This is a genomic window from Streptomyces taklimakanensis (assembly GCF_009709575.1).
GTDB lineage: Bacteria > Actinomycetota > Actinomycetes > Streptomycetales > Streptomycetaceae > Streptomyces > Streptomyces taklimakanensis.
The window spans coordinates 2,083,091-2,107,500 of sequence record NZ_WIXO01000001.1 but is presented as its reverse complement, the minus strand read 5'-3'; the positions used below and the strand labels follow the sequence as shown (position 1 = coordinate 2,107,500).

Sequence of the window (24,410 nt, the reverse complement as noted above, 5' to 3'; positions counted from 1 at the left end):
AGCGGATAGTACCGTGAGGGAATGGTGAAAAGTACCGCGGGAGCGGAGTGAAATAGTACCTGAAACCGTGTGCCTACAAGCCGTGGGAGCGTCGCCGTGAGTGCTTGCACTTGCGGTCGTGACTGCGTGCCTTTTGAAGAATGAGCCTGCGAGTTTGCGGTATGTTGCGAGGTTAACCCGTGTGGGGGAGCCGTAGCGAAAGCGAGTCCGAACAGGGCGATTGAGTAGCGTGCCCAAGACCCGAAGCGGAGTGATCTAGCCATGGGCAGGGTGAAGCGGCTGTAAGAGGTCGTGGAGGCCCGAACCCACCAGGGTTGAAAACCTGGGGGATGACCTGTGGTTAGGGGTGAAAGGCCAATCAAACTCCGTGATAGCTGGTTCTCCCCGAAATGCATTTAGGTGCAGCGTCGTGTGTTGCTTGCCGGAGGTAGAGCACTGGATAGGCGATGGGCCCTACCGGGTTACTGACCTTAGCCAAACTCCGAATGCCGGTAAGTGGTAAGCGCGGCAGTGAGACTGTGGGGGATAAGCTCCATGGTCGAGAGGGAAACAGCCCAGAGCATCGACTAAGGCCCCCAAGCGTGTGCTAAGTGGGAAAGGATGTGGAGTCGCAGAGACAACCAGGAGGTTGGCTTAGAAGCAGCCATCCTTGAAAGAGTGCGTAATAGCTCACTGGTCAAGTGATTCCGCGCCGACAATGTAGCGGGGCTCAAGCACACCGCCGACGTCGTGTCATCGGCACAGTAACCTCCAACGAGGGTGTCGATGGGTAGGGGAGCGTCGTGTGCCGGGTGAAGCAGCCGTGGAAGCGAGTTGTGGACGGTACACGAGTGAGAATGCAGGCATGAGTAGCGATACAGGAGTGGGAAACTCCTGCGCCGATTGACCAAGGGTTCCTGGGTCAAGCTGATCTGCCCAGGGTAAGTCGGGACCTAAGGCGAGGCCGACAGGCGTAGTCGATGGACAACCGGTTGATATTCCGGTACCCGCTGTGGAGCGCAAGGGCCGAGCCCGGTGATGCTAAGTCCGTGAAGCCCTCTCGTGCCTTCGGGTGCGGGGTGTGGTGGAGCCGACGGTCCGATCCGGTAGTAGGTGAGTGATGGGGTGACGCAGGAAGGTAGTCCAGCCCGGGCGGTGGTTGTCCCGGGGTAAGGGTGTAGCCCGAGGGGTAGGTAAATCCGTCCCTCGTGTAGGGGTGAGACCCGATGCCGAGCCGATGGTGGCGAAGTGGATGATCCTATGCTGTCGAGAAAAGCCTCTAGCGAGTTGCACGGCGGCCCGTACCCCAAACCGACTCAGGTGGTCTGGTAGAGAATACCGAGGCGTTCGGGTGAACTATGGTTAAGGAACTCGGCAAAATGCCCCCGTAACTTCGGGAGAAGGGGGGCCATGTCTGGTGACGAGTCTTGCACTCCGAGCCGGGTGTGGCCGCAGAGACCAGCGAGAAGCGACTGTTTACTAAAAACACAGGTCCGTGCGAAGCCGTAAGGCGAGGTATACGGACTGACGCCTGCCCGGTGCTGGAACGTTAAGGGGACCGGTTAGTGGTGCTTCGGTACCGCGAAGCTGAGAACTTAAGCGCCAGTAAACGGCGGTGGTAACTATAACCATCCTAAGGTAGCGAAATTCCTTGTCGGGTAAGTTCCGACCTGCACGAATGGCGTAACGACTTCTCGACTGTCTCAACCATAGGCCCGGTGAAATTGCACTACGAGTAAAGATGCTCGTTTCGCGCAGCAGGACGGAAAGACCCCGGGACCTTTACTACAGCTTGATATTGGTGTTCGGTTCGGCTTGTGTAGGATAGGTGGGAGCCGGTGAAGCATGCACGCCAGTGTGTGTGGAGGCGTTGTTGAAATACCACTCTGGTCGTGCTGGATGTCTAACCCGGGTCCGTGATCCGGATCGGGGACAGTGTCTGGTGGGTAGTTTAACTGGGGCGGTTGCCTCCCAAAGGGTAACGGAGGCGCCCAAAGGTTCCCTCAGCCTGGTTGGTCATCAGGTGGTGAGTGTAAGTGCACAAGGGAGCTTGACTGTGAGACTGACGGGTCGAGCAGGTGCGAAAGCAGGGACTAGTGATCCGGCGGTGGCTTGTGGAAGCGCCGTCGCTCAACGGATAAAAGGTACCCCGGGGATAACAGGCTGATCTTCCCCAAGAGTCCATATCGACGGGATGGTTTGGCACCTCGATGTCGGCTCGTCGCATCCTGGGGCTGGAGTCGGTCCCAAGGGTTGGGCTGTTCGCCCATTAAAGCGGTACGCGAGCTGGGTTTAGAACGTCGTGAGACAGTTCGGTCCCTATCCGCTGTGCGCGTAGGAGTCTTGAGAAGGGCTGTCCCTAGTACGAGAGGACCGGGACGGACGAACCTCTGGTGTGCCAGTTGTTCTGCCAAGGGCATGGCTGGTTGGCTACGTTCGGGAGGGATAACCGCTGAAAGCATCTAAGCGGGAAGCCTGCTTCGAGATGAGGACTCCCACCCCGTTTCAGGGGGTAAGGCTCCCGGGAGACGACCGGGTTGATAGGCCGGAGATGGAAGCTTCGTGAGGGGTGGAGTCGACCGGTACTAATAGGCCGAGGGCTTGACCGTAGATGCTCGCGTCCACTGTGTGGGTTCTGAGACCACGACCGTCCGTGTTCGGGTTGGTTGGGTTTTATAGTGTTTCGGTGGTCATGGCGAGAGGGAAACGCCCGGTTACATTCCGAACCCGGAAGCTAAGCCTTTCAGCGCCGATGGTACTGCATGGGGGACCGTGTGGGAGAGTAGGACGCCGCCGAACGATATGTTGAGTTGAAGGCCCTGCCGGGTTTCCCGGCGGGGCCTTCACTCTTTTCCGGGCCAGAAAGAACGACCGGGTCGGGAGTCCTCAGGCCCGGATGCCCCGCTCCCCTTTCCTCTTCGGCATTGCCGCTTCGCCGGCGTCGCTGCCGGCGCCGGCGGAAACGCGGAGCCGGAAACGTGTACGCGCGAGGGACGGCAGAGGCTCAAAAGCCCGAGGCCGGAGGCGTCGGAGGACGAGGTGACGTCCCCGCCGGGGAGGTCCGACGGCGGTGGTGTGGAGCGCGATGGGCCGGTTCGGCCCACTGGCCTTCGAGGGTCAGAGGCGGCCCGCCGCCTTGAGGGCGAGGTACGTGTCGGCCAGGGCGGGGGCCAGCTCCGTGGGAGTGGCGTCCACGACCGTGACGCCGTGCCGACGGAGTCGGGCCGCGGTGTCACGACGTTCGTTCTGTGTCCTGGCCGCCGCGGCGGCTCCGTAGACGGCGTCGAGCGTGCCGCGGGCGCGGGCCATCTCCTCGACACGGGGGTCGGAGACCGACGCGACCACGACCGTGTGGCGCTGGGTGAGCAGCGGGAGCACCGGGAGAAGTCCCTCTTCCACGGGGGAGAGATCGAGGCCGGTGAGGAGGACGACGAGCGATCGCTGTGAGGCGCCGTGGAGTACGGCCGAGACCATGCTCCGCGCGTCGGACTCGACCAGGGCGGGTTCGAGCGGGGCCATCGCGGTGACCAGCGCGGGCAGGAGGTCCCGGGCGGTTCTTCCCCGTACGGAGGCGCGCACCCGGCGATCGTGGGCCAGCAGGTCGAAGCGGTCGCCGGCACGGGACGCGAGGGCGGCCAGCAGCAGGGCGGCGTCCATCGCGGCGTCGAGACGGGGGATGTCACCGACGCGTCCCGCCGACGTACGGCCGGTGTCGAGGACGGTCAGGATGTGGCGGTCCCGCTCGGGGCGCCAGGTACGGACGGCGACACCGGTCTGACGGGCGGTGGCGCGCCAGTCGATGGAGCGCGTGTCGTCCCCGGGGATGTACTCCCGGAGGCTGTCGAACTCGGTGCCCTCGCCACGGGTGAGGACACTGGTGCGTCCGTCGAGTTCCCGGAGTCGGGAGAGCCGCGCGGGCAGGTGCTTGCGGCTGGTGAAGGGCGGCAGGACGCGTACGGTCCAGGGCACGGAGTGGCCACCCTGACGTGCCGCGAGGCCCAGAGGGCCGTAGGAGCGCACCGTGACGCGGACTGCTCGGCGGTCGCCGCGCCGGGTCGGACGCAGATGGGTGGTGACGCGGTGACGTTCTCCGGCGGGGACGGTCAGTCGGTGCCGGGACTCGGCGAACTCCGACCCGGCGGGCCGGCTACTGGGGGGCCAGGCGTCGCGCAGGTCGGCGCGGAGGGGACGGTTCGACGGGTTGGTGACGGTGAGGTGCACCTCGGCCGGCTCTCCGAGTCGAACTGACGTATCACCGGAACGGGTGAAAAGGAGCTTTCGGACTGGTGCCGCTCGTACGAGGTCGTACAGAATTGCGAGCAGCAGGGGGATTTCGACGGCGAGCAGGCCGGTCCAACTCGGCAACAGAAGGCCTACGAGGAGTGCGCCGAGGGCGGCGATGAGAGCCGTTCGTCCGGTGAGAGCCATCGTTCGGGCCGGGTGTCTCAGCGGGGTACGGGGACGTGGGCAAGGATCGAGGTGATCACACTGTCCGCGGTGACCCCCTCCATCTCTGCCTCGGGCCGCAGTCTGAGGCGGTGGCGGAGGGTGGGCAGGGCGAGGGCCTTCACATCGTCGGGGGTGACGTAGTCGCGGCCGGTCAGCCAGGCCCAGGCGCGGGCGGTGGAGAGCAGGGCGGTGGCGCCACGGGGTGAGGCGCCCAGGGAGAGCGAGGGGGATTCACGAGTGGCACGGCAGATATCGACGACGTAGCCGGCGACTTCCGGGGAGATGGAGGTCTTGGCGACCGCGGCGCGGGCCGCGTCGAGCTCGGCGGGGCCCGCCACCCGTCGAACCCCGGCGGCCGCCAGATCACGTGGGTCGAAGCCCTCGGCATGCCGGGTGAGGACGCTCACCTCCTCGTCACGGGAGGGCAGCGGAATCTGCAACTTCAGCAGGAAGCGGTCGAGTTGGGCCTCGGGGAGGGGATAGGTGCCCTCGTACTCGACGGGGTTCTGGGTGGCGGCCACCAGGAACGGGTTCGGAAGCTTGCGCGCGGTCCCCTCGACGGAGACCTGCCGCTCCTCCATGGCTTCCAGGAGGGAAGCCTGTGTCTTGGGGGGCGTGCGGTTGATTTCGTCGGCGAGGAGGAGGTTGGTGAAGACCGGTCCCGGTTGGAAGGAGAACTCGGCCGTGCGGTTGTCGTAGATGAGGGAACCGGTGACGTCGCTCGGCATCAGGTCGGGGGTGAACTGGACACGTTTGGTGTCGAGTTCCAGCGTGGCGGCCAGGGCCCGGACGAGGAGGGTCTTGGCGACGCCCGGGACACCCTCCAGCAGCACGTGCCCGCGACAGAGCAGGGCGACGACGAGGCCGGTGACGGCGGCGTCCTGACCGACCACGGCCTTGGAGATCTCACCGCGCAGGGCCTCGAGGGCGGCGCGGGCGCTGTCGGCGGAAGGGGCGCTCACGGGGTGCGGTCCTTGTCTGTAGGAGACGGAGTGATGCGGCGTTCGAGGAGATCGAGATCGTCGGCCAGCCGGACGAGCGCTTCGTCGTCGGTCGGGGCGGGGCCGAAGAGGAGGGCGTGGACCGGGGCTTCGTCGTCGCCGGTGCGGGAGGCGAGGGCGGGCACCAGGACCTCGGGGAGGTGGGCCCGGGAGGAAGGCACCCCGAGGAGGGCGGCGAGCCGGACCCGAGCGGCCGAGCGCAGTGCGTCCGCGGCATGGTCCCGCGCGTTCGCCTGCCGGTACAGACGAGCGCGTCCCTCGGTGGTCTCGGACGCGGGAACGGAGACGGGCAGTTGTTCCGGTACGAGGGGACCGAGGCGTCGGGCCCGCCACAGGGCGGCGAGGACGGCGGCGACGGCGAGTTGGAGGGCGCCCCACTTCCACCCGGCGGGAACGAGTTCGGTGAAGCTGCGGTCGCCGCTGCCGGCGGCGGCGTCGTCCGGGGAGGGAAGGTACCAGACCAGGTGGGGTCGGGAACCGAGGAGCTGCAGGGCGAGCGACGCGTTGCCGTGCTCGTCGAGGCGTTGGTTGTACAGCAGGTCCGGAGCGCCGAGCAGCACGGTGTCGCCGTCCGCGTTCTCCGGCAGCCGGAGCAGGGTGGGCAGTTCGCCGCTGGGGTAGCAGGCGTCGACGTCCTCGGCGGAGGTGCTGTAGGTGATGCCTCCGAGGTCGGCCCGACCGGCTCGCCTGGCGTAGGGGGCGTCACAGGACGGGGAGAGCGTCCGCACGGAGGTGGGGGCCACGGCCCGTGCCCCGGGGGCCAGGCCGCTCACGGAGGCGGGCCCGGGGGCCAGCAGGACGGTCCGACCTCCGCTGTCGGCGGTGGCGGCGCGCAGGGCGGACTGCCGGTCGGCGCTCAGCAGGTCGGGGTTGGCCACCAGCAGGGTGGTGTCGGGGCCCAGGGCCCGGGTGGCCTCGGCCGTGGTGGTGACGACGGTGGTGTCCACGCCGTGATCGGCGAGGAGCTCGGCGGTGGCTCGGCTGCCGTAGCGGTCGGCGGAGCGCGGATCGAGCATGCCGTGCCGGTCGCCGGAGCGCAGGGCGGCGATGGCCAGACCGGCCAGGACCAGTACGGCGGCGGCCAGCAGCAGGCCCCGGGCCCGGAGCCACAGGTGGCGGGCGGTGGGCGAGACCGAGGTGGTCGGTGCGGCAGCGGAGGAGGGGGACGTGGTCACGGGGCGCCTCCACCGGTGGTCGTGGTGCCGGAGAAGTCGCCGTCGAGCCGGGGCCTGCTGTGGCGGACGGCGTCGTCGAGGTCGCGGAGCCGGGCGTACGCGGCCCGGTCGGCGGTGCGGTCGGCGTACGTGACCTCGTCGAAGGCCACCGCGGCGGCGCGTAGGGCGTCGGCGTGCTCCGGGAGGACACGGGAGGCCTCGGCCGCGGCCTCGTCGGCGGTGCGGCCGGGGCGGGGATCGAGTAGGGCACGTTCCTCCAGGGAACGGACCAGGGCCCTCATCCGTTCCTGGAGGGCCTCGCTCCAGTGGCCCGAGGCCGCGTGCCGCTCGGCCTCGGCGCGGTGTTCGGCGGCGCTGCGGGGACGTGCGCCGAAGAGGTCGCCGCGACGTTCGACGGTGGGGGTGGGACGCAGGGCGCCCATGCGCAGCCGCAGGGCGACCAACAGCAGGACGACGATCAGGACGACGACGGTGAGGCCGACCCAACCGCCCGGGGTGGCGCCGGCCGCGGCGTTCAGGAGGTCGCCGATCCGGTCCCACACCCAGTCGAGCAGGCGGCGCAGCAGGCTCGGGTCGTTCTCGTGGTACATCGGCTTGGACAGTTCGTCCTCGGCGGCCTCGCGCGCGGGTTCGCGCGGGATCGTCACCGGCACCTCGCCATCGGGCGGCGCGGCGGCGAGGGGGCGTTCCGCCGCCTCCACCGCCGCGCCCTTCGACACGGCCCCCGTCACCACGTCAGTGCCCCGGCGCGGGGCCGCCGGAGGGCTGTTCGTAGCCGGGGACGCCCGCGGCTCGGGCGAGCTCCAGGTCGAGGGCCTCACGACGGATGCGCTGGTCCATGTAGAGCAGGGCGGTGACGCCGGCGGAGATCGGGAGGGTGATGGTGGAGGCGAGCACCGCCCCGATGCCCACGATGACCAGGTACGTCCAGGTCACCTCGGCGACCCCTCCGCTCAGGAGGCCCTCGGGGCCGCTGCCGCCGATCAGCGGGGCCAGCAGGGTGAAGGGAAGCTGGACGACCATGCCCACCAGGAAGACCAACAGGGCCGTGAGGATCTGGATGCCGAAGATGCGCCACCACGAACCCCGTACGAGTTTGGCGGAGCGGCGCAGCGCGGCGGACACGCCCTGTCGTTCCAGCATCAGCGCGGGCGCGGAGAGGCTGTAGCGGACCCACAGCCAGGCGGCGATCGCGGTACCGGCGAGACCGCCGAGGATGGCGAGGAGCCCGCCGACCACCGCGGAGCCCGCGGCTCCCAGCATGATGCCGGGCAGGACGCCCAGGACGATCACGCCGGTCACGATCAGCATGATCAGCAGGGTGAGGCCGAGCAGCCGCAGCAACTGCGGCCGGGAGTCCCGCCAGGCTTCCTGGATGGTCACCGGACGCCCCAGGACGGCACGGCTGACGACGATGGTGAGCATCGCGGTGGCGAGGACGGTGCCGACCAGGGCGGCCAGCATCTCGACGCCCAGGGCGCTCGCGGTGCCGCTGAACGCCTCCCGGAAGTCCTCGGCGGTGGGGTTGGTCTCGTTCTCGAGGGCCTGGAGACCACTGTTGTCCCGCAGCCAGATGCCGGTGGCGACGGTCGACACGATCTGGATCATGACCGCGACGACGAGCGAGATCCCCAGGGCCGTCCGCCAGTGGGTGCGGGCCGTGGTGACCGCCCCGTCCAGGATCTCGCCGACGCCCAGCGGGCGGAGCGGGATGACGCCGGGCTTGACGGTGGGGGGCTGGTTCCAGTGGCCCCAGCCCGGCTGTCCCGGTGGCGGAGGAGGGGCGCCCCAGCCGTGCGGCGCGGCGGGCGGCTGCTGCGCGGACCAGTTCGTCGGCTGCTGCGGGCCGGCGGGCGGAGAGGGCGCCTTGTCGGTGGGTACCTTGTCCCCGTGGTCGCCCCCGCGGTCGCTCCCGTGACCGCCCTCGCGGCCCTCGGGCTGTCCGGTGGAGGCGGCGCCGGACGCGTCCCCGCCGGACGCCGGGGGAGGATCGGAGGGGGAGGATCCGGGTGAGGCCCAACCCGGAGAGTCACTCACTGCAGTTCACCTCGTGTTCTCGCGGTCCGTCCGTGGGAATCGGCCGGTTGGCAGCCATCGTGCCACGCGCCGCCCCGGGACGTGGCGGGGCCTTCGGGTCCGGCCGTCTTCGATTGTCGGTTGAGGAAGGGGCAGACTGTTCGAATGGTTGACCAGACTGAGGGCCGATTCGCGGCACCGGCCCCCGACGACGCACCGGTTCCCGTTCCCGCGTTCCGCTGGGAGGAACCTCCCGAGGGACCGATGGTGGTGGTGCTCGACCAGACCCGGTTGCCCGTCGACGAGGTCGAACTCGTCTGCACCGACGTCCCCGCCCTGGTGGACGCGATCCGTTCGCTCGCGGTGCGCGGGGCCCCGCTGCTGGGGTTGGCCGGCGCGTACGGCGTCGCACTGGCCGCGGCCCGCGGCTACGACGTGACCGAGGCCGCCGAGCACCTCGCGCACGCCCGACCGACGGCGGTCAACCTCGAGTACGGGGTGCGGCGGGCCGAGCGGGCGTACCGTGCCGCGCTCCGGGACGGCGCGGACCTGGAGCGGGCGGCCGCCGCGGCCCTGGCCGAGGCCCGTGCCCTGCACCGGGAGGACGCCGAGGCGAGCGAGCGGATGGCCGCGCACGGTCTGGGGCTGCTGGGGGAGCTGCTGCCGGGCGGCGGCTACCGGATCCTCACCCACTGCAACACCGGAGCGTTGGTGTCCGGTGGGGGAGGCACCGCGTTCGGGGTGGTGCGGGCCGCGCACCGCGCGGGCGAGCTGCGCAGGCTGTGGGTGGACGAGACCCGGCCGCTGCTCCAGGGCGCGCGGCTGACGGCCTACGAGGCGGCCCGCGAGGGCATGGCGTACACGGTCCTCACGGACGGCGCGGCCGGTTCCCTGTTCGCGGCCGGGGAGGTGGACGCGGTGCTGGTGGGGGCCGACCGGATCGCGGCCGACGGTTCGGTGGCGAACAAGATCGGCACCTATCCGCTGGCGGTCCTGGCCCGCTACCACCACGTGCCGTTCGTGGTGGTGGCGCCGGTGACGACGGTGGACGCGGGAACGGCCGACGGGGCCTCGATAGAGGTGGAGCAGCGGCCGGGCCACGAGATCACGGAGTTCGCGCCGCCGACCGTGCCGGGGGCGGGAGCCGAGCCGGGCGGTGGCATCCCGGTGGCCCCCCTGGGCGCGCGGGCGTACAACCCGGCCTTCGACGTCACTCCGGCGGAGCTGGTCACCGCGATCGTCACCGAGCGCGGCGTGGTCTCGCCGGTCACCGGCGATGCGCTGGCCGAGCTGTGGGCCGGTTCGGCATCGACCTCGGCGGGGCCGCGATCGGGTAATGGGATGATGGGCTCATGAAGGGACGCGTCCTGGTCGTCGACGACGACACCGCACTGGCAGAGATGCTCGGCATCGTGCTGCGCGGGGAGGGCTTCGAACCGTCGTTCGTGTCGGACGGCGACAAGGCCCTCGCTGCCTTCCGCGAGACCAAGCCCGACCTCGTACTGCTCGACCTGATGCTGCCCGGGCGGGACGGCATCGAGGTGTGTCGGCTGATCCGGGCGGAGTCCGGCGTGCCGATCGTCATGCTCACCGCCAAGAGCGACACCGTCGACGTGGTGGTCGGCCTGGAGTCGGGTGCCGACGACTACATCGTCAAGCCGTTCAAGCCCAAGGAGCTGGTGGCGCGCATCCGGGCCCGGCTGCGCCGCTCCGAGGAGCCGGCGCCCGAACAGCTGGCCATCGGGGACCTGGTGATCGACGTGGCGGGACACTCGGTGAAGCGGGACGGTCAGTCCATCGCCCTGACCCCGCTGGAGTTCGACCTGCTGGTCGCCCTCGCCCGCAAACCCTGGCAGGTCTTCACCCGGGAGGTGCTGCTGGAGCAGGTGTGGGGCTACCGCCACGCGGCCGACACCCGGCTGGTCAACGTGCATGTGCAGCGGCTGCGCTCCAAGGTCGAGAAGGACCCGGAGCGGCCCGAGATCGTGGTGACCGTGCGGGGCGTGGGATACAAGGCCGGGCCCAGCTGACATGACGCGAGGCGGTCGACTCCTCCCCACCGGATTGCTCTCCGAGGGCGCGACGGGCGGTCGGGCGCACCCCGTGTTCCGGATGTTCGTCCGTTGGGTGCGGCGTCCGCTGCTGCCCGTGGTACGGCTGTGGCGGCGCAACCTCCAGTTGCGGGTGGTGGCCGCCACACTGCTGATGTCGCTCGCGGTGGTCCTGCTGCTCGGCCTGGTGGTCATCGGTCAGGTCCGCAACGGCCTGTTGGAGGCCAAGCGGCAGGCCGCGCAGAGCCAGGCGACCGGCGGTTTCGCGGTGGCCGAGCAGATGGCCGACGCCGCCGCCGACGGCCGTGCCGAGGGGGAGGGCGGCGACGGCCGCCGGGGTGTCCAGGACACCGGCATCTGGCTGAGCAACCTGGTGGCGCAGCTCGCCAGCGGCGGGCAGGGCGTCTACTACCTGGTGGCGCTCAGTTCCGACGAGGAGGCGGGCACCTTCGGCGCGGACGGGATCACCGGCACCCACGGTCCGCGCGCCTCGGGCCTGGTGAAGCCCGAGGAGAGCGTGTCGGAGGCGATGCGGCAGACCCTGGACGAGAGCCCGGACGCCCACGAGCAGCACGGCAGGGTGGTGCTCGACGGCGGCCGGACGGAGGCCGCGCTGATCATAGGCAAGCGGCTCAACGACCCCAACGGCGACCCGTACCAGCTCTACTACCTGTTCCCGTTCGAACAGGAGGAGAAGTCCCTCAGCCTGGTCAAGGGCACCCTGGCCACGGCCGGGGTGTTCGTGGTGGTGCTGCTGGGCGCGATCGCCTGGCTCGTGGTGCGGCAGGTCGTCACCCCGGTGCGGATGGCCGCCCGGATCTCCGAGCGGCTCGCCGCCGGACGCCTCCAGGAACGGATGAAGATCACCGGTGAGGACGACATCGCGCGCCTGGGGGAGTCGTTCAACAAAATGGCCAGAAACCTCCAGTTGAAGATCCAGCAACTGGAGGAGCTCTCCCGGATGCAGCGGCGTTTCGTCTCGGACGTCTCGCACGAGCTGCGCACCCCGCTCACCACGGTCCGGATGGCGGCGGACGTCATCCACGAGGCACGGGACGAGTTCGACCCGGTGACCAAACGGTCGGCCGAACTGCTGTTGGGGCAGCTCGACCGCTTCGAGTCGCTGCTGGCGGACCTGTTGGAGATCAGCCGTTTCGACGCCGGGGCGGCCGCCCTGGAGGCCGAGCCGGTGGATCTGCGGGACGTGGTCCGACGCGTGCTGGAGGGGGCCGAGCCGTTGGCCGAACGCAAGGGCAGCCGTTTCCTGGTGCACGGCGACGAGCGGCCGGTGATCGCCGAGGCCGATGCCCGCCGCGTCGAACGGGTGCTGCGCAACCTGGTGGTCAACGCCGTCGAGCACGGCGAGGGCCGGGACGTCGTGGTCCGGCTGGCCTCCGGGGACGGGGCGGTGGCCGTGGCCGTGCGCGACTACGGCGTCGGGCTCAAACCGGGTGAGGCCAACCGCGTCTTCAACCGTTTCTGGCGCGCCGATCCGGCCCGGGCCCGCACCACCGGCGGCACCGGTCTGGGACTGTCCATCGCGGTCGAGGACGCCCGGCTGCACGGCGGCTGGCTACAGGCCTGGGGCGAGCCGGGCGGGGGGTCGCAGTTCCGCCTGACCATCCCGCGGACGGCCGGGGAACCCCTGCGCGGTTCCCCGATCCCGCTGGAGCCCGCCGACTCGCGCCGCAGGCGCGGCGTGACGGAGGCCCTGCCGGGCATGGCGCGGGCCGCCGTGCCGCCGGGACCGGGACCGGTGGCGGCACTGCCTCGGGGCAGTGGGGGCGAAGGGGACCGTGGTGGGGACGGCACGGGGCGCGGCGCCCGCCCGGGGACGGCGGACAGGGCGGACGCGACCGGCACGACCGACACGGCGAGGGCGACGGACACGGCAGGGACGACCGGGAGCGCGAGGGAGCGGGGACGCGATGCGAACCGGCACGACGGTGACTGAACGCCGGGGCGCGGGCCTCCCGCGCGGGAGGACGGCGGCGGTGCTCGGTGTCCTCGTGGCGCTGCTCGCCGGCTGCGCCTCGATGCCCGACGGGGGAGACGTGCGTCCGGTGAACCCCTCGCCCCGCGCCGACACCGACTCGCAGGTCCGGGTCTTCGGGGTCAGCCCGCGCAAGGGCGCGCATCCCGGGCAGATCGTCCGCGGCTTCCTGGAGGCCACCACGAGCGACGAGCCGAAGTTCTCCACCGCCCGCGAGTACCTGACCGACGCCACCGCGCGCTCCTGGGACCCGTTCGCCCGCACGACGGTCCTCGACGGCGCCCCCCAGGTCTACACCCCGAGCGACGTCCTCACCGAGGAGCGGGGCGGCGGTGTCACGCTGGAGGTGACCGGCCTCACCATGGCGGTGGTGGACGGCCAGCACGCCTACCGGCCCAGCGAGGGCACGTACCGGGAGACGTTCCACCTCGTCCGGGTCGACGGCGAGTGGCGGATCGACCGGCTGCCGGACGGCCTGGTGGTGGCCCAGTCCGACTTCCAGCGCATCTACCGGTCCGTGGACACCTACCACTACGCCGATCTGGGGCCCGACACCGGGGCGGTGGTGCGCGGCAGGGACGTCCTGGTCGCCGACCCCGTCTACCTCAGGCAGCGGATAGATCCGATGACCGAGGCGGTCAGGGCGTTGTTGGACGGGCCGACCGGCTGGCTGGCGCCGGTGGTCGAATCCGCCTTCCCCGAGGGCACGCGGCTCGCCGACGGCGCGCGCCTGTCCCCGGACGACTCCGGGACCCTGGTGGTTCCCCTGGCCGGGAAGGGCGTGAACGGGCGTGGCCGGTTGTCGCGCACGGAGGAGGCCCGGTGCGACCGGATGGCCGCCCAACTGCTGCACACCGTGGGCGGCCAGGTGTCCGTCCGGGTCGAGCGCGTCCGACTGACCCGGGGCCGGGGCGGCGCCGAGCTGTGCACCCTGAGCAGGGACGAGGCGCAGGCGTACGCGCCGGGCCGGTTGAACGGCGGGCGCAGCGGCCAGTACTTCCTCGACGACCGGAAACGCCTGGCCGTGGTGGCGGAGAGGGGCGACGGGGCCGATCCGGTCGACGGGCCGTTCGGCACGGGGCAGGTGTCCCTGCGCGCGGTCTCGGTGAGTCGGGACGAGAGGCGCGGCGCGGGGGTCTCCCTGGACGGCCGGTCGCTGTACGTGGCGCCGCTCACCGCCGGTGTCGAACTCGGCGAGGCCCTGCTGAACAGCGAAGCGGTACGGGAGCGGGACGGTCTGACGGCTCCCAGCTGGGACGGGCTGGGCGACCTGTGGGTGGCCGACCGCGACCCGGAGAACCCCCGGTTGCTGCGGTTGCGCGGCGGTCAGGAGGAACCGCGTCCGGTGGAGGTGGCCGGCCTCGGCGACAGGAGGATCGAGGCGCTGAGGGTCTCCTCGGACGGTGTCCGGTTGGCGCTCCTGGTCAGCGCGGACGACCGCACCGAACTGCTGCTCGGCAGGATCGAGCGGCAGGAGACCGAGGACGGTTCACGCGCCGTGGTGGAGGGGCTGCGGCCGATCGCCCCGCGGATGGACGACGTGGTGGACGCCTCCTGGGCCGGTGACAGCCGCCTGGTCGTCGTCGGTCGGGAGGCGGGGGGAGTGCAGCAGCTCCGCTACATCGCCACGGACGGCTCGTCGGCGAGCCCGTCCACCCTGCCGGGCCTCAACGAGGTGACGGGGGTGGCGGCCTCGGAGGACGATGAGAACCCGCTGCTGGCCGACACCAAGGAGGGCATCGCCCGACTCACCCGCGAGGACTGGGAACTGGTCACCGACGAAGGGTCGAAGCCCGTCTACCCGGGGTAGTGATCCCCGCATGGTCGGGGTGCGGGAGTGGTGGCGGGAACTGGCCGATCTGGTGCTGCCGGCCGACTGTGCCGGGTGCGGGACGCCGCGCACCGTCCTGTGCGGGCGGTGCGCGGGCCTGTTGAACGGCGCGCGGGCGCGGCGGGTGCGGTCGTCGGCCGTGCCGGACGGAGCGCCTCCCGTGTACGCCGGTCCGGCGTACGCCGACGAGGTGCGGGCGGTGCTGCTCGCGCACAAGGAGCGCGGCGCCCTGCGGCTGGCCGCGCCGCTGGGCGCGGTGTTGGCCCGCGCCGTGCGGGCGGCGGCCGGCGCCGCGGGCCCGGCGGCGGGCGTCGGGGCCGGGCCGCTGCTGTTGGTGCCGGTTCCGTCGGCGCGTCGCGCGGTGGCGGCGCGCGGCCACGACCCGGTGCGACGGATCGCCTTGGCGGCGGCGGGGGAGCTCCGACGGGGCGGACGTGCCGCACGGGCGCTTCCCGTGCTGCGGCAGCGGCGCTCCGTGGCCGATCAGGCGGGGCTGGACGCCCGGGGCCGGTGGGAGAACCTGGCCGGGGCGCTGGGCACCGTCGCGGGAGCGGCGCGGTTGCTGGGGGAGGGGCCGGTGGTCGTGGTGGACGACCTGGTGACCACGGGGGCGTCGCTGGCGGAGGCGGCTCGGGCGCTGGGCCGGGCCGGTGGCCGGGTGGTGGGCGCCGCGGTGGTGGCGGTGTCGGAGGCGGCGGTGCCGGAGGCGGGGACGGACGCGCGCTGAACGGTGCCGCGCGGGGTGGCCGCGCGGTTTTCGCGGGTCTCCCGGGGCGAATCGGAGGCCGGGCGAGGTCCCGTCGACCGTGTGGAAACGGAACCGACTGGGAAGACGTGTCGTTACCAACACGAGAAGCGAAGGTGTACACGATCGGAGGTACGTGCCGCCAGGGGGTGCCGGCCATCCCCCAGTGGAGGTAGGTTCGGTTGTGAGGAATGGCGAAAGTCGTTCCGTATGGCGGGACATGTGCGCGATCAGGCGTTTGCCCGGCTTGCCGACCGCCTTCCCGGCGACGGGGGGCGGTGGCCTTCCCGAGCGGGAGGAGGTGAAGGTCGCAACCCGACGTAGCGCCGGAAGGTGACGGGGGTTGACCCTCACCGTTCGGACCCAGTGCACAGAGGGCGCGCTCCGCCGCTTGGAGCACGGAGGCGCCCGGGAACGGAGTTCTGCGTGGACATCGTCGTCAAGGGCCGTAAGACAGAGGTGCCGGAGCGGTTCCGCAAGCACGTGGTCGACAAGCTCAAGGTGGACAAGATCCAGAAGATCGACGCCAAGGTGATCCGCCTGGACGTCGAGGTCTCCAAGGAGCACAATCCCCGCCAGGCCGACCGCTCCGACCGGGTCGAGATCACGCTTCGCTCCCGCGGACCGGTGATCCGCGCCGAGGCGGCGGCAGCCGACCCGTACGCGGCGCTGGACCTCGCCACCGAGAAGCTCGAGACGCGGTTGCGCAAGCAGCACGACAAGAGGGTGTGCGCGCGCAAGGGGAACGGTCACCACCGGATTCCCGCGCGCGACGTGGCCGTCACCGTACCCAACGCGGCACGTGTCGACGAGGACGGTCGTCTCGGCCCCCGGGAGACGGTGCCCGAGGAGCGCCGGCTGCCCACCACCAAGGTCGGGCCGCTGGAGGTGCAGGGCGAGGGTCCACTGGTGGTCCGCGAGAAGACCCATGCGGCGGCCCCGATGTCGCTGGACCAGGCCCTGTACGAGATGGAGCTGATCGGGCACGACTTCTACCTGTTCGTCGACTCCGAGTCCAAGCTGCCGAGCGTCGTCTACCGACGGCACGGCTACGACTACGGCGTCATCCATCTGGAACCCGACCCGTTCGTGGAAGAGGCACCGCCGGGCGCGGGAGGCGCTCTCGGTGGCTGATAACAGTCGCTGACACCGCGATACCGCCCCGCCCCCGGCCGAACGAGGAATTCGACCGGGGGCGGGGCATGGAATCATGGCTCCACGCCCAACCGGCGCCCTGCACCGACCGGTTGGCGTCGCGTTGCCTGGTTGCAGGGGGAGGAACGATGGCGGACAGCTTCGGGCCCGTGACGCCCGGCGCGCACCACGGCGGTCCCGGTGCCGCGCCCGGGGACGAACCGCGTGGGGAGCCCATCCGGGTCCTGGTCGTCGATGATCACGCCCTCTTCCGGAGGGGGCTGGAGATCGTCCTCGCCCAGGAGGAGGACATCGAGGTCGTCGGTGAGGCGGGGGACGGCGCCGAGGCGGTGGAGAAGGCCGCGGACCTGCTGCCCGACATCGTGCTGATGGACGTGCGGATGCCCCGGCGCGGCGGCATCGAGGCATGCACCTCGATCAAGGAGGTGGCCCCCAGCGCGAAGATCATCATGTTGACGATCAGCGACGAGGAGGCCGACCTCTACGACGCCATCAAGGCGGGGGCCACCGGCTACCTCCTCAAGGAGATCTCCACCGACGAGGTCTCCACCGCGATCCGCGCGGTGGCCGACGGGCAGTCCCAGATCAGCCCGTCGATGGCGGCGAAGCTGCTCACCGAGTTCAAGTCGATGATCCAGCGCACCGACGAGAAGCGGTTGGTGCCGGCTCCCCGCCTCACCGACCGGGAGCTGGAGGTGCTCAAACTCGTCGCCACCGGCATGAACAACCGGGACATCGCCAAAGAGCTCTTCATCAGCGAGAACACCGTGAAGAACCACGTTCGCAACATCCTGGAGAAGCTCCAGCTCCACTCCCGGATGGAGGCCGTGGTCTACGCGATGCGGGAGAAGATCCTGGAGATCCGCTGAAGACGGAACCGAGGAACCACGCGGGGCCGGCCACGGCCCCCGCCGGGCCGAGCGTCGAACCCGTCGAACCGAGCCTCAGGCCAGGGCCGCGGTGAGCGCCGCTGCCAGCTCCCGGTCGTCGCACCGCTCGACGCGGACCGCGTCACACCCCACCCAGCCCGCCGCCTCCCACAGGGCCCGGGCCATCGGCGCCACCGCCCCGCGTCCCGCCATCGACACCTGCCGCGCCACCAGGGTGCGGCCCTCACGGGCCGGATCCACCCTGCCCGACAGCCGTCCCCCCGAGAGCAGCGGCATCGCGAAGTAACCGTGTATCCGCCTGGCCCGGGGCACGTACGCCTCCAGCCGGTGGGTGAAACCGAAGATCCGCTCGGTGCGCTTCCGGTCCCAGATCAGGGAGTCGAACGGCGACAGCAGCGTCGTACGGCACCGCTCCCGGCCCGCCGCCGACTCCGCCTCCAGCGCCGCCGGATCCGCCCAGGCCGGCTTGCCCCAGCCCTCGACCTCCACCGGGACCAGGCCCGTCTCCGCCACCACGGCGTCGACCTGTTCGTTCCGCAGACGGTGGTAGTCGGCCAGGTCCGCGCGGGTGGCCACTCCCATCGCGGCGCCCGCCTGGGCCACCAGGCGCCGCAGGCACTCGTGGTCGGTGAGGTCGTCGTGGAGCAGCTCGCCGGGGATGGCCCGTTCGGCCAGGTCGTAGACCCGTTTCCAGCCGCGCCGCTCGGCGCAGACGACCTCGCCGGTGTCGAGCAGCCACTCCACGGCGATCTTCGTCTCGGACCAGTCGTACCACTCGCCGCCGTTCTTCGCGCCGCCCAACTCCGTGGCCGTCAGGGGGCCCTCGGCCCGCAGCCTCTCCCGCACGGCGGCGCAGGAGCGCTCGGAGTCCTCCAGCAGGTGCCAGCGGTGGCCCCGGGCCCTCAGCGCCCGGCGCCGGAAGGCGAAGTGCGGCCACTCCTCGACGGGCAGGACGCAGGCGGCGTGCGACCAGTACTCGAAGGCGTGGCCTCCCGTCCAGTAGGCCGCCTCCACCGTGTCGCGGCCGACCGCGCCCAGCCGCGCGTACGGCACCAGCTCGTGGGAACGGGCCAGCACCGAGATGGTGTCCAGTTGTACGGCTCCGAGGCGGCGCAGCATCCCCCGGACTCCGGCCCGGCGGTCCACGGGGCCCAACAGGCCCTGTGAGCGCAGCGCGATGCGGCGGGCTTCGTCGGCGGAGATCGAGATCGTGACGGTGGTCATGCGCCGACGATAGAGGCAGGCACCGACAGCGGGTCCCGACCCGCCGGCCCGTCCCGGTGCCAGGCCGCACCGGGGCCGTGCCCCGGGCCCCGCTACGTCGCGGGCAGGTGGGGCACCCCGGGCGTACGCCCCCGGTCCGAGGGCAGCAGCGAAGCGAGCCACGCGTCCCGTCGGGTGCCCCGGAACGGTATGCGGGCCCGTAGGGTGCCCTCCACGACGAAGCCCAGCCGCTCGGCCACGGCCCGCGAGCCGGTGTTGCCGACCTCCGCGACCCACTCCAGCCGCTCCACGCCCAGCTCGTCGAAGGCCCAGTCGACCACCGCGCCGGCGGCCTCGGCGGTGTAGCCGTGCCGGCGCCGCTCCCTCGCCGTCCAGTAGCCCAGCTCCGCCACGCGCCCCTCCGGGCCCGGCGGTGTGATGCGCACCAGCCCCATCGAGCCCACCAGCTCACCGCCGTCACGGGTGAAGACGCCGAAGTTGTACGCCGTGTCCTCGCGCCACCCGGAGGGGGCGAGGCTCAGCACGAACTCCTGGGCGTGTCGCCGCTCGTACGGTTCGGGGAGGGTGGTCCAGCGCAGGATGTCCGGATCCTGGCAGGCCGAGTGGACCGCGGGGACGTCCTCCGGTGTGAAAGGACGCAGTACCAGCCGCGCGGTGCCGAGGGTCACAGGTCGCATGACGGGAGATTCTGCCAGTCATCCGAACGGGCGGAACCGGCACCATCCGGGGCTCCGGCACGTTGGGGGGTACAGGGGCCGGTGCCCCTCGCATACGATGGCCGGTGCGGCCGGGCCCGAGGCAAGGAAGAGGCCCGCCGTGCCAGAGCACTCAGACCGTGCCCGGCCCGACCGGCAAGGAGCCAGCCTACGTGTCCGTCTTCGGCAAGATCATGCGTGCAGGTGAAGGCAAGATCCTGCGCAAGCTGCACCGCATCGCGGACCAGGTGTCGTCGATCGAGGAGGACTTCGTCAACCTCACCGACGCCGAGCTGCGGGCGCTCACGGACGAGTACAAGGAGCGCCTCGCCGACGGCGAGACCCTGGACGACCTCATGCCCGAGGCGTTCGCGACGGTTCGCGAGGCCGCCAAGCGCGTACTCGGCCAGCGCCACTACGACGTGCAGCTGATGGGCGGCGCGGCGCTGCACATGGGCTACGTCGCCGAGATGAAGACCGGTGAGGGCAAGACGCTCGTCGGCACCCTGCCCGCGTACCTCAACGCGCTGTCCGGCAAGGGCGTCCATCTGATCACGGTCAACGACTACCTGGCTCAGCGCGACTCCGAGCTGATGGGGCGGGTCCACAAGTTCCTCGGTCTGACGGTCGGCTGCATCGTCGCCAACATGACCCCGGCGCAGCGCCGCCAACAGTACGCCTGCGACATCACCTACGGCACCAACAACGAGTTCGGCTTCGACTACCTGCGCGACAACATGGCGTGGTCGAAGGACGAGCTGGTGCAGCGCGGCCACAACTTCGCGATCGTCGACGAGGTCGACTCGATCCTCATCGACGAGGCCCGCACCCCGCTGATCATCTCGGGCCCGGCCGACCAGGCCACCAAGTGGTACGGCGACTTCGCCAAGCTGGTGAAGCGTCTGGAGCGCGGCGAGCCCGCCAACCCGCTCAAGCAGCAGCCCGAGACGGGCGACTACGAGGTCGACGAGAAGAAGCGCACCGTCGGCATCCACGAGTCGGGCGTCGCCAAGGTCGAGGACTGGCTGGGCATCGACAACCTCTACGAGTCGGTCAACACCCCGCTGGTGGGCTACCTCAACAACGCGATCAAGGCCAAGGAGCTCTACAAGAAGGACAAGGACTACGTCGTCATCGACGGCGAGGTCATGATCGTCGACGAGCACACCGGCCGCATCCTCGCGGGTCGCCGCTACAACGAGGGCATGCACCAGGCGATCGAGGCCAAGGAGGGGGTGGAGATCAAGGACGAGAACCAGACGCTCGCCACGATCACCCTCCAGAACTTCTTCCGCCTCTACGACAAGCTGTCGGGCATGACCGGTACGGCCATGACGGAGGCCGCCGAGTTCCACCAGATCTACAAGCTCGGCGTGGTCCCGATCCCGACGCACCGCCCGATGGTCCGCAAGGACCAGTCCGACCTGATCTACCGCACGGAGGTCGCCAAGTTCGCCGCGGTCGTCGACGACATCGTCGAGCGGCACGAGAAGGGCCAGCCGGTCCTGGTGGGCACCACCTCGGTGGAGAAATCCGAGTACCTGTCGCAGCAGCTGAAGAAGCGGGGCGTGCCGCACGAGGTCCTCAACGCCAAGAACCACGAGCGCGAGGCCGTGATCGTCGCCCAGGCGGGGCGCAAGGGCGCCGTGACGGTCGCCACCAACATGGCCGGCCGTGGTACGGACATCATGCTCGGCGGCAACCCCAACAACATCGCCGAGGCGGAACTGCGCGCCAAGGGCCTGGATCCGGTGGAGAACTCCGAGGAGTGGGCCGCCGCCCTGCCCGGTGCCCTGGAGCGCGCCGAGCAGGCGGTGGCGGCCGAGCACGACGAGGTCGTCGAGCTGGGCGGCCTGTACGTGCTGGGTACCGAGCGGCACGAGTCGCGCCGTATCGACAACCAGTTGCGCGGACGCTCCGGCCGTCAGGGCGACCCGGGCGAGTCCCGCTTCTACCTCTCGCTCGGCGACGACCTGATGCGGCTGTTCAAGGCGCAGATGGTCGAGCGCGTGATGTCGATGGCCAACGTGCCCGACGAGGTCCCCATCGAGAACAAGATGGTCACGCGGGCCATCGCCTCGGCGCAGTCGCAGGTCGAGCAGCAGAACTTCGAGATCCGCAAGAACGTCCTGAAGTACGACGAGGTCCTCAACCGGCAGCGCGAGGTCATCTACGGCGAGCGCCGTCGCGTTCTGGAGGGGGAGGACCTGCACGAGCAGATCCTCCACTTCATGGACGACACCATCGACGCCTACGTGCAGGCCGAGACGGTCGAGGGCTTCGCCGAGGAGTGGGACCTGGACCGGCTGTGGGGCGCCTTCAAGCAGCTCTACCCGGTGTCGGTCACCGTCGAGGACCTGGAGGAGGAGGCCGGGGGCCGCGACGGCATCACGGCCGAGTTCATCGCCGACACCATCAAGGACGACATCCACCAGCGGTACGAGGAGCGCGAGAAGCAGCTCGGCTCGGAGATCATGCGCGAGCTGGAGCGTCGCGTGGTGCTCTCCGTGCTCGACCGCAAGTGGCGTGAGCACCTCTACGAGATGGACTACCTCCAGGAGGGCATCGGACTGCGCGCCATGGCGCAGCGCGACCCGCTGGTGGAGTACCAGCGCGAGGGCTACGACATGTTCGTCGCGATGATGGACGGCATCAAGGAGGAGTCCGTCGGCTACCTGTTCAACCTGGAGGTCCAGGTCGAGCAGCGGGTCGAGGAGGTGCCGGTCCAGGAGGCCCCGTCGACCTCCCTGGAGAAGGCCCCGCGGGAGGAGGCCGTGCCCGCGGGCGCCCGTCCGGCCATCCGCGCCAAGGGCCTGGAGGCCCCGCAGCGCCCGGACCGGCTGCACTTCTCCGCCCCGACGGTGGACGGCGAGGGCGGTGTCGTCGAGGGCGACTTCGCCGGCGACGACGGCGGTCCGGTCCGCTCGCCCGCCGACGGCATGACCCGCGCCGAGCGCCGCAAGGCCCAGCGGGAGAAGGGTCGCCGCCGCAAGAAGTGACGGTACGGGGCGCCGCCGTGGCGCGGCGCCCCGCCGGCCGGTCGTCGGGGCCGGGCGTTCCGTGCGGGACGCCCGGCCCCGAGGCGTTCAGCGGACGGCTTCCCGGCGGGGCGCCGGATCCGCCGCGCCGAGCGTGTCGAGTTCGACGGCGCAGCACAGCCATCGCTGGTCGCGAGCCTGCTCCAGGCGGAAGGCCAGGGCCCGCACCCGGTCTCCGACGGCGATCCGGGCGAACGCCTCGACCGCCCCGGGGCCGGGACGGCACCAGCCCACCTGCCGCACCACGGGCGCCGGTACGTCCGCGCCGGCCGGTCGCAACGGGGCCTGCGGGGCGAGGCGGGCCAACTGTTCGTACGCCCGGTCACGGGTGTGGCCGAGCAGCAGGTGGACCGGTCGCACCCCGCTGAGGACGAGCACCAGCCGGTGGGCGAACCAGTAGTGCGGCAGCCGGTCGCGCTCGCGTTGCCGGGCGGCGAGCACGGCCGAGCGTGCCGGGCGCGCCGGGCGGCGGGAGTCCCGGCGGCCGGGCGGTGCGGTGCGGCTGGTGGACGGCATGGCGTCTCCCCGTGATCTCTTCTACTGAGCGGTAGCTTGTGATCCGGTTCTACTGGCGGGTCCGGTGGCCGGCAACGACCGGCACGGTGCCGCCCCGGCCCCCGAGCGATTCACTTATCCGGCTGACGGCGAGTTCGGGAGCTGACGCGCGACACCGCTGACCTGGGGTGCCGCGCTCGACACCCGCCGGTGCGCGGAGCGGGACCGGACGCGGCCGGCGCGCCGGGGCGGCCGTATGCTGTCGAGGCAGTCGGACCGGCCTTACACGAAAGCGGTAGCGATGCGCGTCTACGTCCCCCTGACTCTTCCCGGCCTCGCGGACGCGCACGGGAAGGGCGAACTGGGCCCCGGCCCCCTGACCGCCTACGCGGTCACCCCCGGACTGCGCGAGTGGTACGTCTCGGACGACATCGAGGAACTGGAGTACGCGGCCCTCGGTCGGGCCGCGCAGGCGTCGTTGCGGCTGCTGGCCCTGGACCCCGGTGCCCGCCGGCGACGGGTGGTGGTGGCCGTGGACGTGCCCGACCGCGAGGCCGTGGCCGATCCCGACCGCAGTCTGGACCCGTCGGCGCTCGGCGAGGTCCGTGTCGAGCGGGCCGTGCCGCTGTCCAGGGCGGCGGCGGTGCACGTGGACGGCGCGGAGGCCGAGGCGGACGTCGCCGCGGCCGCGGACGCGCTGGGCGCGGCCGACCGGGGCGACGACGACGCCCGGTTCGTCGTGGACGGGGCGGACGACCACGACCTGCTGTGGTACGCCACCCAGGAGGTCGGCGTCCTTCTGGAGGACCTCGGCTGAGTCCGCGCCCTCCCGGTTGTCACACCGTTCGCCTACCGTCGTGGCATGGAGTCGGGAACGGGGAGAGCCCACATCGTGTGGGACTGGAACGGCACGCTGCTGCACGACATCGACGCGGTCATCGAGGCCACCAACGCCGCGTTCGCCGAGCTGGGGCTGTCACCGATCACGTTGGAGCGGTACCGGGAGCTGTACTGCGTTCCGGTGCCCCGCTTCTACGAGCGGCTGATGGGCCGGTTGCCCACCGACGAGGAGTGGGCCGGGATGGACGAGGTCTTCCACCGGCACTACTTCGCCCGACTGGAGGGCATCGGGCTCGCCGAGGGCGCGGCGGAGCTGCTCGCCGCGCGGCGGGCGGCCGGTCTGACCCAGTCGTTGTGCTCGCTGGCCCCGCACGACCAACTGGTGCCGCTGGTGCGCCGCCACGGCATCGAGGAGCACTTCGTGCGGGTGGACGGCAACCTCGGCGGCAGCAGCGGCGCGAGCACCGGCAAGGCGCGGCAGATGGCGAAGCACGTGGCGGCGCTCGGCGGCTTCGACCCCCACCGCACCGTGGTCGTCGGCGACGCCGTGGACGACGCCGTGGCGGCCGCCCACGTGGGCGCGCGAGCCGTGCTGTACACGGGGGGCTCCCACAGTCGGGCCAGTCTGAAGGCCGCCGGGGTGCCGGTGGTGGACAGCCTCGCCGAGGCGGTGGAGGTGGCCGAGAGCCTGGTCGGGGGCGGGTGAGGCGCCGATGGCGGGACGGCGGAGCACGGGGCGGCGGGCGAAGCCCCCGACCCGGGTGCGGCGTGCTCCGAGACGGTGGGCCCCACCGGGCGGGAGGGGTCCGCCCGAGCCCAACGCCCTTCCCGGC

General features: G+C 71.1%; 18 protein-coding genes and 2 rRNA genes (1 of these 20 cut by a window edge). 12 read left to right on the top strand and 8 right to left on the bottom strand.

Going from position 1 to position 24,410, the window contains the following annotated elements:
• A 23S ribosomal RNA gene (locus tag F0L17_RS09160) occupies positions 1 to 2,588 on the top strand; it begins 536 nt to the left of the window's first position.
• A 73-nt stretch (positions 2,589 to 2,661) separates the two neighbouring features.
• A 5S ribosomal RNA gene (rrf, locus tag F0L17_RS09155) occupies positions 2,662 to 2,778 on the top strand.
• A 318-nt stretch (positions 2,779 to 3,096) separates the two neighbouring features.
• Here rrf and F0L17_RS09150 read toward each other — a convergent pair.
• The 5 genes from F0L17_RS09150 to F0L17_RS09130 are packed head-to-tail and all read right to left on the bottom strand — an operon-like array spanning position 3,097 to position 8,641.
• A complete protein-coding gene (locus F0L17_RS09150; RefSeq protein ID WP_155070687.1) occupies positions 3,097 to 4,407 on the bottom strand; it encodes a DUF58 domain-containing protein in 1,311 nt (436 codons plus the stop codon).
• A 17-nt stretch (positions 4,408 to 4,424) separates the two neighbouring features.
• Positions 4,425 to 5,390 (bottom strand): AAA family ATPase, encoded by a 966-nt coding sequence (locus F0L17_RS09145; RefSeq protein WP_162465983.1) that lies wholly within the window; start codon positions 5,388 to 5,390, stop codon positions 4,425 to 4,427.
• Positions 5,387 to 6,604 carry a DUF4350 domain-containing protein gene (locus F0L17_RS09140; RefSeq protein ID WP_162465982.1) on the bottom strand — a complete coding sequence of 406 codons (1,218 nt, stop codon included), beginning with the start codon at positions 6,602 to 6,604 and terminating at the stop codon, positions 5,387 to 5,389. Before F0L17_RS09140 ends, F0L17_RS09145 begins: the two co-directional genes overlap by 4 nt.
• A complete protein-coding gene (locus tag F0L17_RS09135) occupies positions 6,601 to 7,323 on the bottom strand; it encodes a DUF4129 domain-containing protein (RefSeq protein WP_338018017.1) in 723 nt (240 codons plus the stop codon). The genes F0L17_RS09140 and F0L17_RS09135 overlap by 4 nt, the downstream gene beginning before the upstream one ends.
• A 16-nt stretch (positions 7,324 to 7,339) precedes the next feature.
• Entirely contained in the window at positions 7,340 to 8,641 is a 1,302-nt protein-coding gene (locus F0L17_RS09130) for a glycerophosphoryl diester phosphodiesterase membrane domain-containing protein (RefSeq protein WP_155070686.1), read from the bottom strand.
• Between the two features lie 144 nt (positions 8,642 to 8,785).
• On the opposite strand from F0L17_RS09130, the gene mtnA reads away from it, so the two are divergent.
• The 7 genes from mtnA to F0L17_RS09095 all read left to right on the top strand — a co-directional run bounded on the left by mtnA (position 8,786) and on the right by F0L17_RS09095 (position 17,264).
• Positions 8,786 to 9,976 (top strand): S-methyl-5-thioribose-1-phosphate isomerase, encoded by a 1,191-nt coding sequence (mtnA, locus tag F0L17_RS09125; RefSeq protein ID WP_155070685.1) that lies wholly within the window; start codon positions 8,786 to 8,788, stop codon positions 9,974 to 9,976.
• Positions 9,973 to 10,650, top strand: coding sequence for a two-component system response regulator MtrA (mtrA, locus tag F0L17_RS09120; RefSeq protein WP_014061181.1), 678 nt, complete (start codon positions 9,973 to 9,975; stop codon positions 10,648 to 10,650). The genes mtnA and mtrA overlap by 4 nt, the downstream gene beginning before the upstream one ends.
• A 1-nt stretch (position 10,651) precedes the next feature.
• A complete protein-coding gene (gene mtrB / locus F0L17_RS09115) occupies positions 10,652 to 12,625 on the top strand; it encodes an MtrAB system histidine kinase MtrB (RefSeq protein WP_155070684.1) in 1,974 nt (657 codons plus the stop codon).
• 40 nt (positions 12,626 to 12,665) lie between these two features.
• The gene (locus F0L17_RS09110) at positions 12,666 to 14,474 is read left to right on the top strand and encodes an LpqB family beta-propeller domain-containing protein (protein WP_338018016.1); all 1,809 of its coding nucleotides are present in this window, start codon (positions 12,666 to 12,668) and stop codon (positions 14,472 to 14,474) included.
• 19 nt (positions 14,475 to 14,493) lie between these two features.
• Positions 14,494 to 15,222, top strand: a complete 729-nt coding sequence (locus tag F0L17_RS09105; RefSeq protein ID WP_162466776.1) for a phosphoribosyltransferase family protein — start codon at positions 14,494 to 14,496, stop codon at positions 15,220 to 15,222.
• Between the two features lie 444 nt (positions 15,223 to 15,666).
• The gene (gene hpf, locus F0L17_RS09100; protein WP_162465981.1) at positions 15,667 to 16,374 is read left to right on the top strand and encodes a ribosome hibernation-promoting factor, HPF/YfiA family; all 708 of its coding nucleotides are present in this window, start codon (positions 15,667 to 15,669) and stop codon (positions 16,372 to 16,374) included.
• Between the two features lie 149 nt (positions 16,375 to 16,523).
• Positions 16,524 to 17,264, top strand: a complete 741-nt coding sequence (locus tag F0L17_RS09095; RefSeq protein ID WP_155070681.1) for a response regulator — start codon at positions 16,524 to 16,526, stop codon at positions 17,262 to 17,264.
• Between the two features lie 75 nt (positions 17,265 to 17,339).
• On the opposite strand, the gene F0L17_RS09090 is transcribed toward F0L17_RS09095, so the two are convergent.
• Together F0L17_RS09090 and F0L17_RS09085 are read right to left on the bottom strand one after the other, a co-directional pair.
• Entirely contained in the window at positions 17,340 to 18,509 is a 1,170-nt protein-coding gene (locus F0L17_RS09090; protein ID WP_155070680.1) for a winged helix-turn-helix domain-containing protein, read from the bottom strand.
• A 92-nt stretch (positions 18,510 to 18,601) separates the two neighbouring features.
• A complete protein-coding gene (locus tag F0L17_RS09085) occupies positions 18,602 to 19,186 on the bottom strand; it encodes a GNAT family N-acetyltransferase (RefSeq protein WP_155070679.1) in 585 nt (194 codons plus the stop codon).
• Positions 19,187 to 19,377: 191 nt separating this feature from the next.
• On the opposite strand from F0L17_RS09085, the gene secA reads away from it, so the two are divergent.
• Positions 19,378 to 22,203, top strand: coding sequence for a preprotein translocase subunit SecA (gene secA, locus F0L17_RS09080; protein ID WP_162465980.1), 2,826 nt, complete (start codon positions 19,378 to 19,380; stop codon positions 22,201 to 22,203).
• 87 nt (positions 22,204 to 22,290) lie between these two features.
• Here secA and F0L17_RS09075 read toward each other — a convergent pair whose 3' ends face one another.
• On the bottom strand, positions 22,291 to 22,758 hold the full coding sequence (locus tag F0L17_RS09075) for an Rv3235 family protein (protein ID WP_238419306.1): 468 nt from the start codon (positions 22,756 to 22,758) through the stop codon (positions 22,291 to 22,293).
• A 280-nt stretch (positions 22,759 to 23,038) separates the two neighbouring features.
• Here F0L17_RS09075 and F0L17_RS09070 point away from each other — a divergent pair, with 280 nt between their 5' ends.
• Entirely contained in the window at positions 23,039 to 23,554 is a 516-nt protein-coding gene (locus F0L17_RS09070; RefSeq protein ID WP_155070678.1) for a DUF6912 family protein, read from the top strand.
• 45 nt (positions 23,555 to 23,599) lie between these two features.
• The gene (locus F0L17_RS09065; RefSeq protein WP_155070677.1) at positions 23,600 to 24,283 is read left to right on the top strand and encodes an HAD family hydrolase; all 684 of its coding nucleotides are present in this window, start codon (positions 23,600 to 23,602) and stop codon (positions 24,281 to 24,283) included.
• The last annotated feature ends 127 nt before the right edge of the window (positions 24,284 to 24,410 follow it).

What these genes read in the sequence shown, in the direction of transcription:
- F0L17_RS09150 (WP_155070687.1), bottom strand. Translation starts at nt 4,407, where the DNA reads ATGGCTCTCACCGGACGAACGGCTCTCATCGCCGCCCTCGGCGCACTC.
- mtnA (WP_155070685.1), top strand. Translation starts at nt 8,786, where the DNA reads ATGGTTGACCAGACTGAGGGCCGATTCGCGGCACCGGCCCCCGACGAC.
- mtrA (WP_014061181.1), top strand. Translation starts at nt 9,973, where the DNA reads ATGAAGGGACGCGTCCTGGTCGTCGACGACGACACCGCACTGGCAGAG.
- mtrB (WP_155070684.1), top strand. Translation starts at nt 10,652, where the DNA reads ATGACGCGAGGCGGTCGACTCCTCCCCACCGGATTGCTCTCCGAGGGC.
- F0L17_RS09095 (WP_155070681.1), top strand. Translation starts at nt 16,524, where the DNA reads ATGGCGGACAGCTTCGGGCCCGTGACGCCCGGCGCGCACCACGGCGGT.
- F0L17_RS09090 (WP_155070680.1), bottom strand. Translation starts at nt 18,509, where the DNA reads ATGACCACCGTCACGATCTCGATCTCCGCCGACGAAGCCCGCCGCATC.
- F0L17_RS09085 (WP_155070679.1), bottom strand. Translation starts at nt 19,186, where the DNA reads ATGCGACCTGTGACCCTCGGCACCGCGCGGCTGGTACTGCGTCCTTTC.
- F0L17_RS09075 (WP_238419306.1), bottom strand. Translation starts at nt 22,758, where the DNA reads ATGCCGTCCACCAGCCGCACCGCACCGCCCGGCCGCCGGGACTCCCGC.
- F0L17_RS09070 (WP_155070678.1), top strand. Translation starts at nt 23,039, where the DNA reads ATGCGCGTCTACGTCCCCCTGACTCTTCCCGGCCTCGCGGACGCGCAC.
- F0L17_RS09065 (WP_155070677.1), top strand. Translation starts at nt 23,600, where the DNA reads ATGGAGTCGGGAACGGGGAGAGCCCACATCGTGTGGGACTGGAACGGC.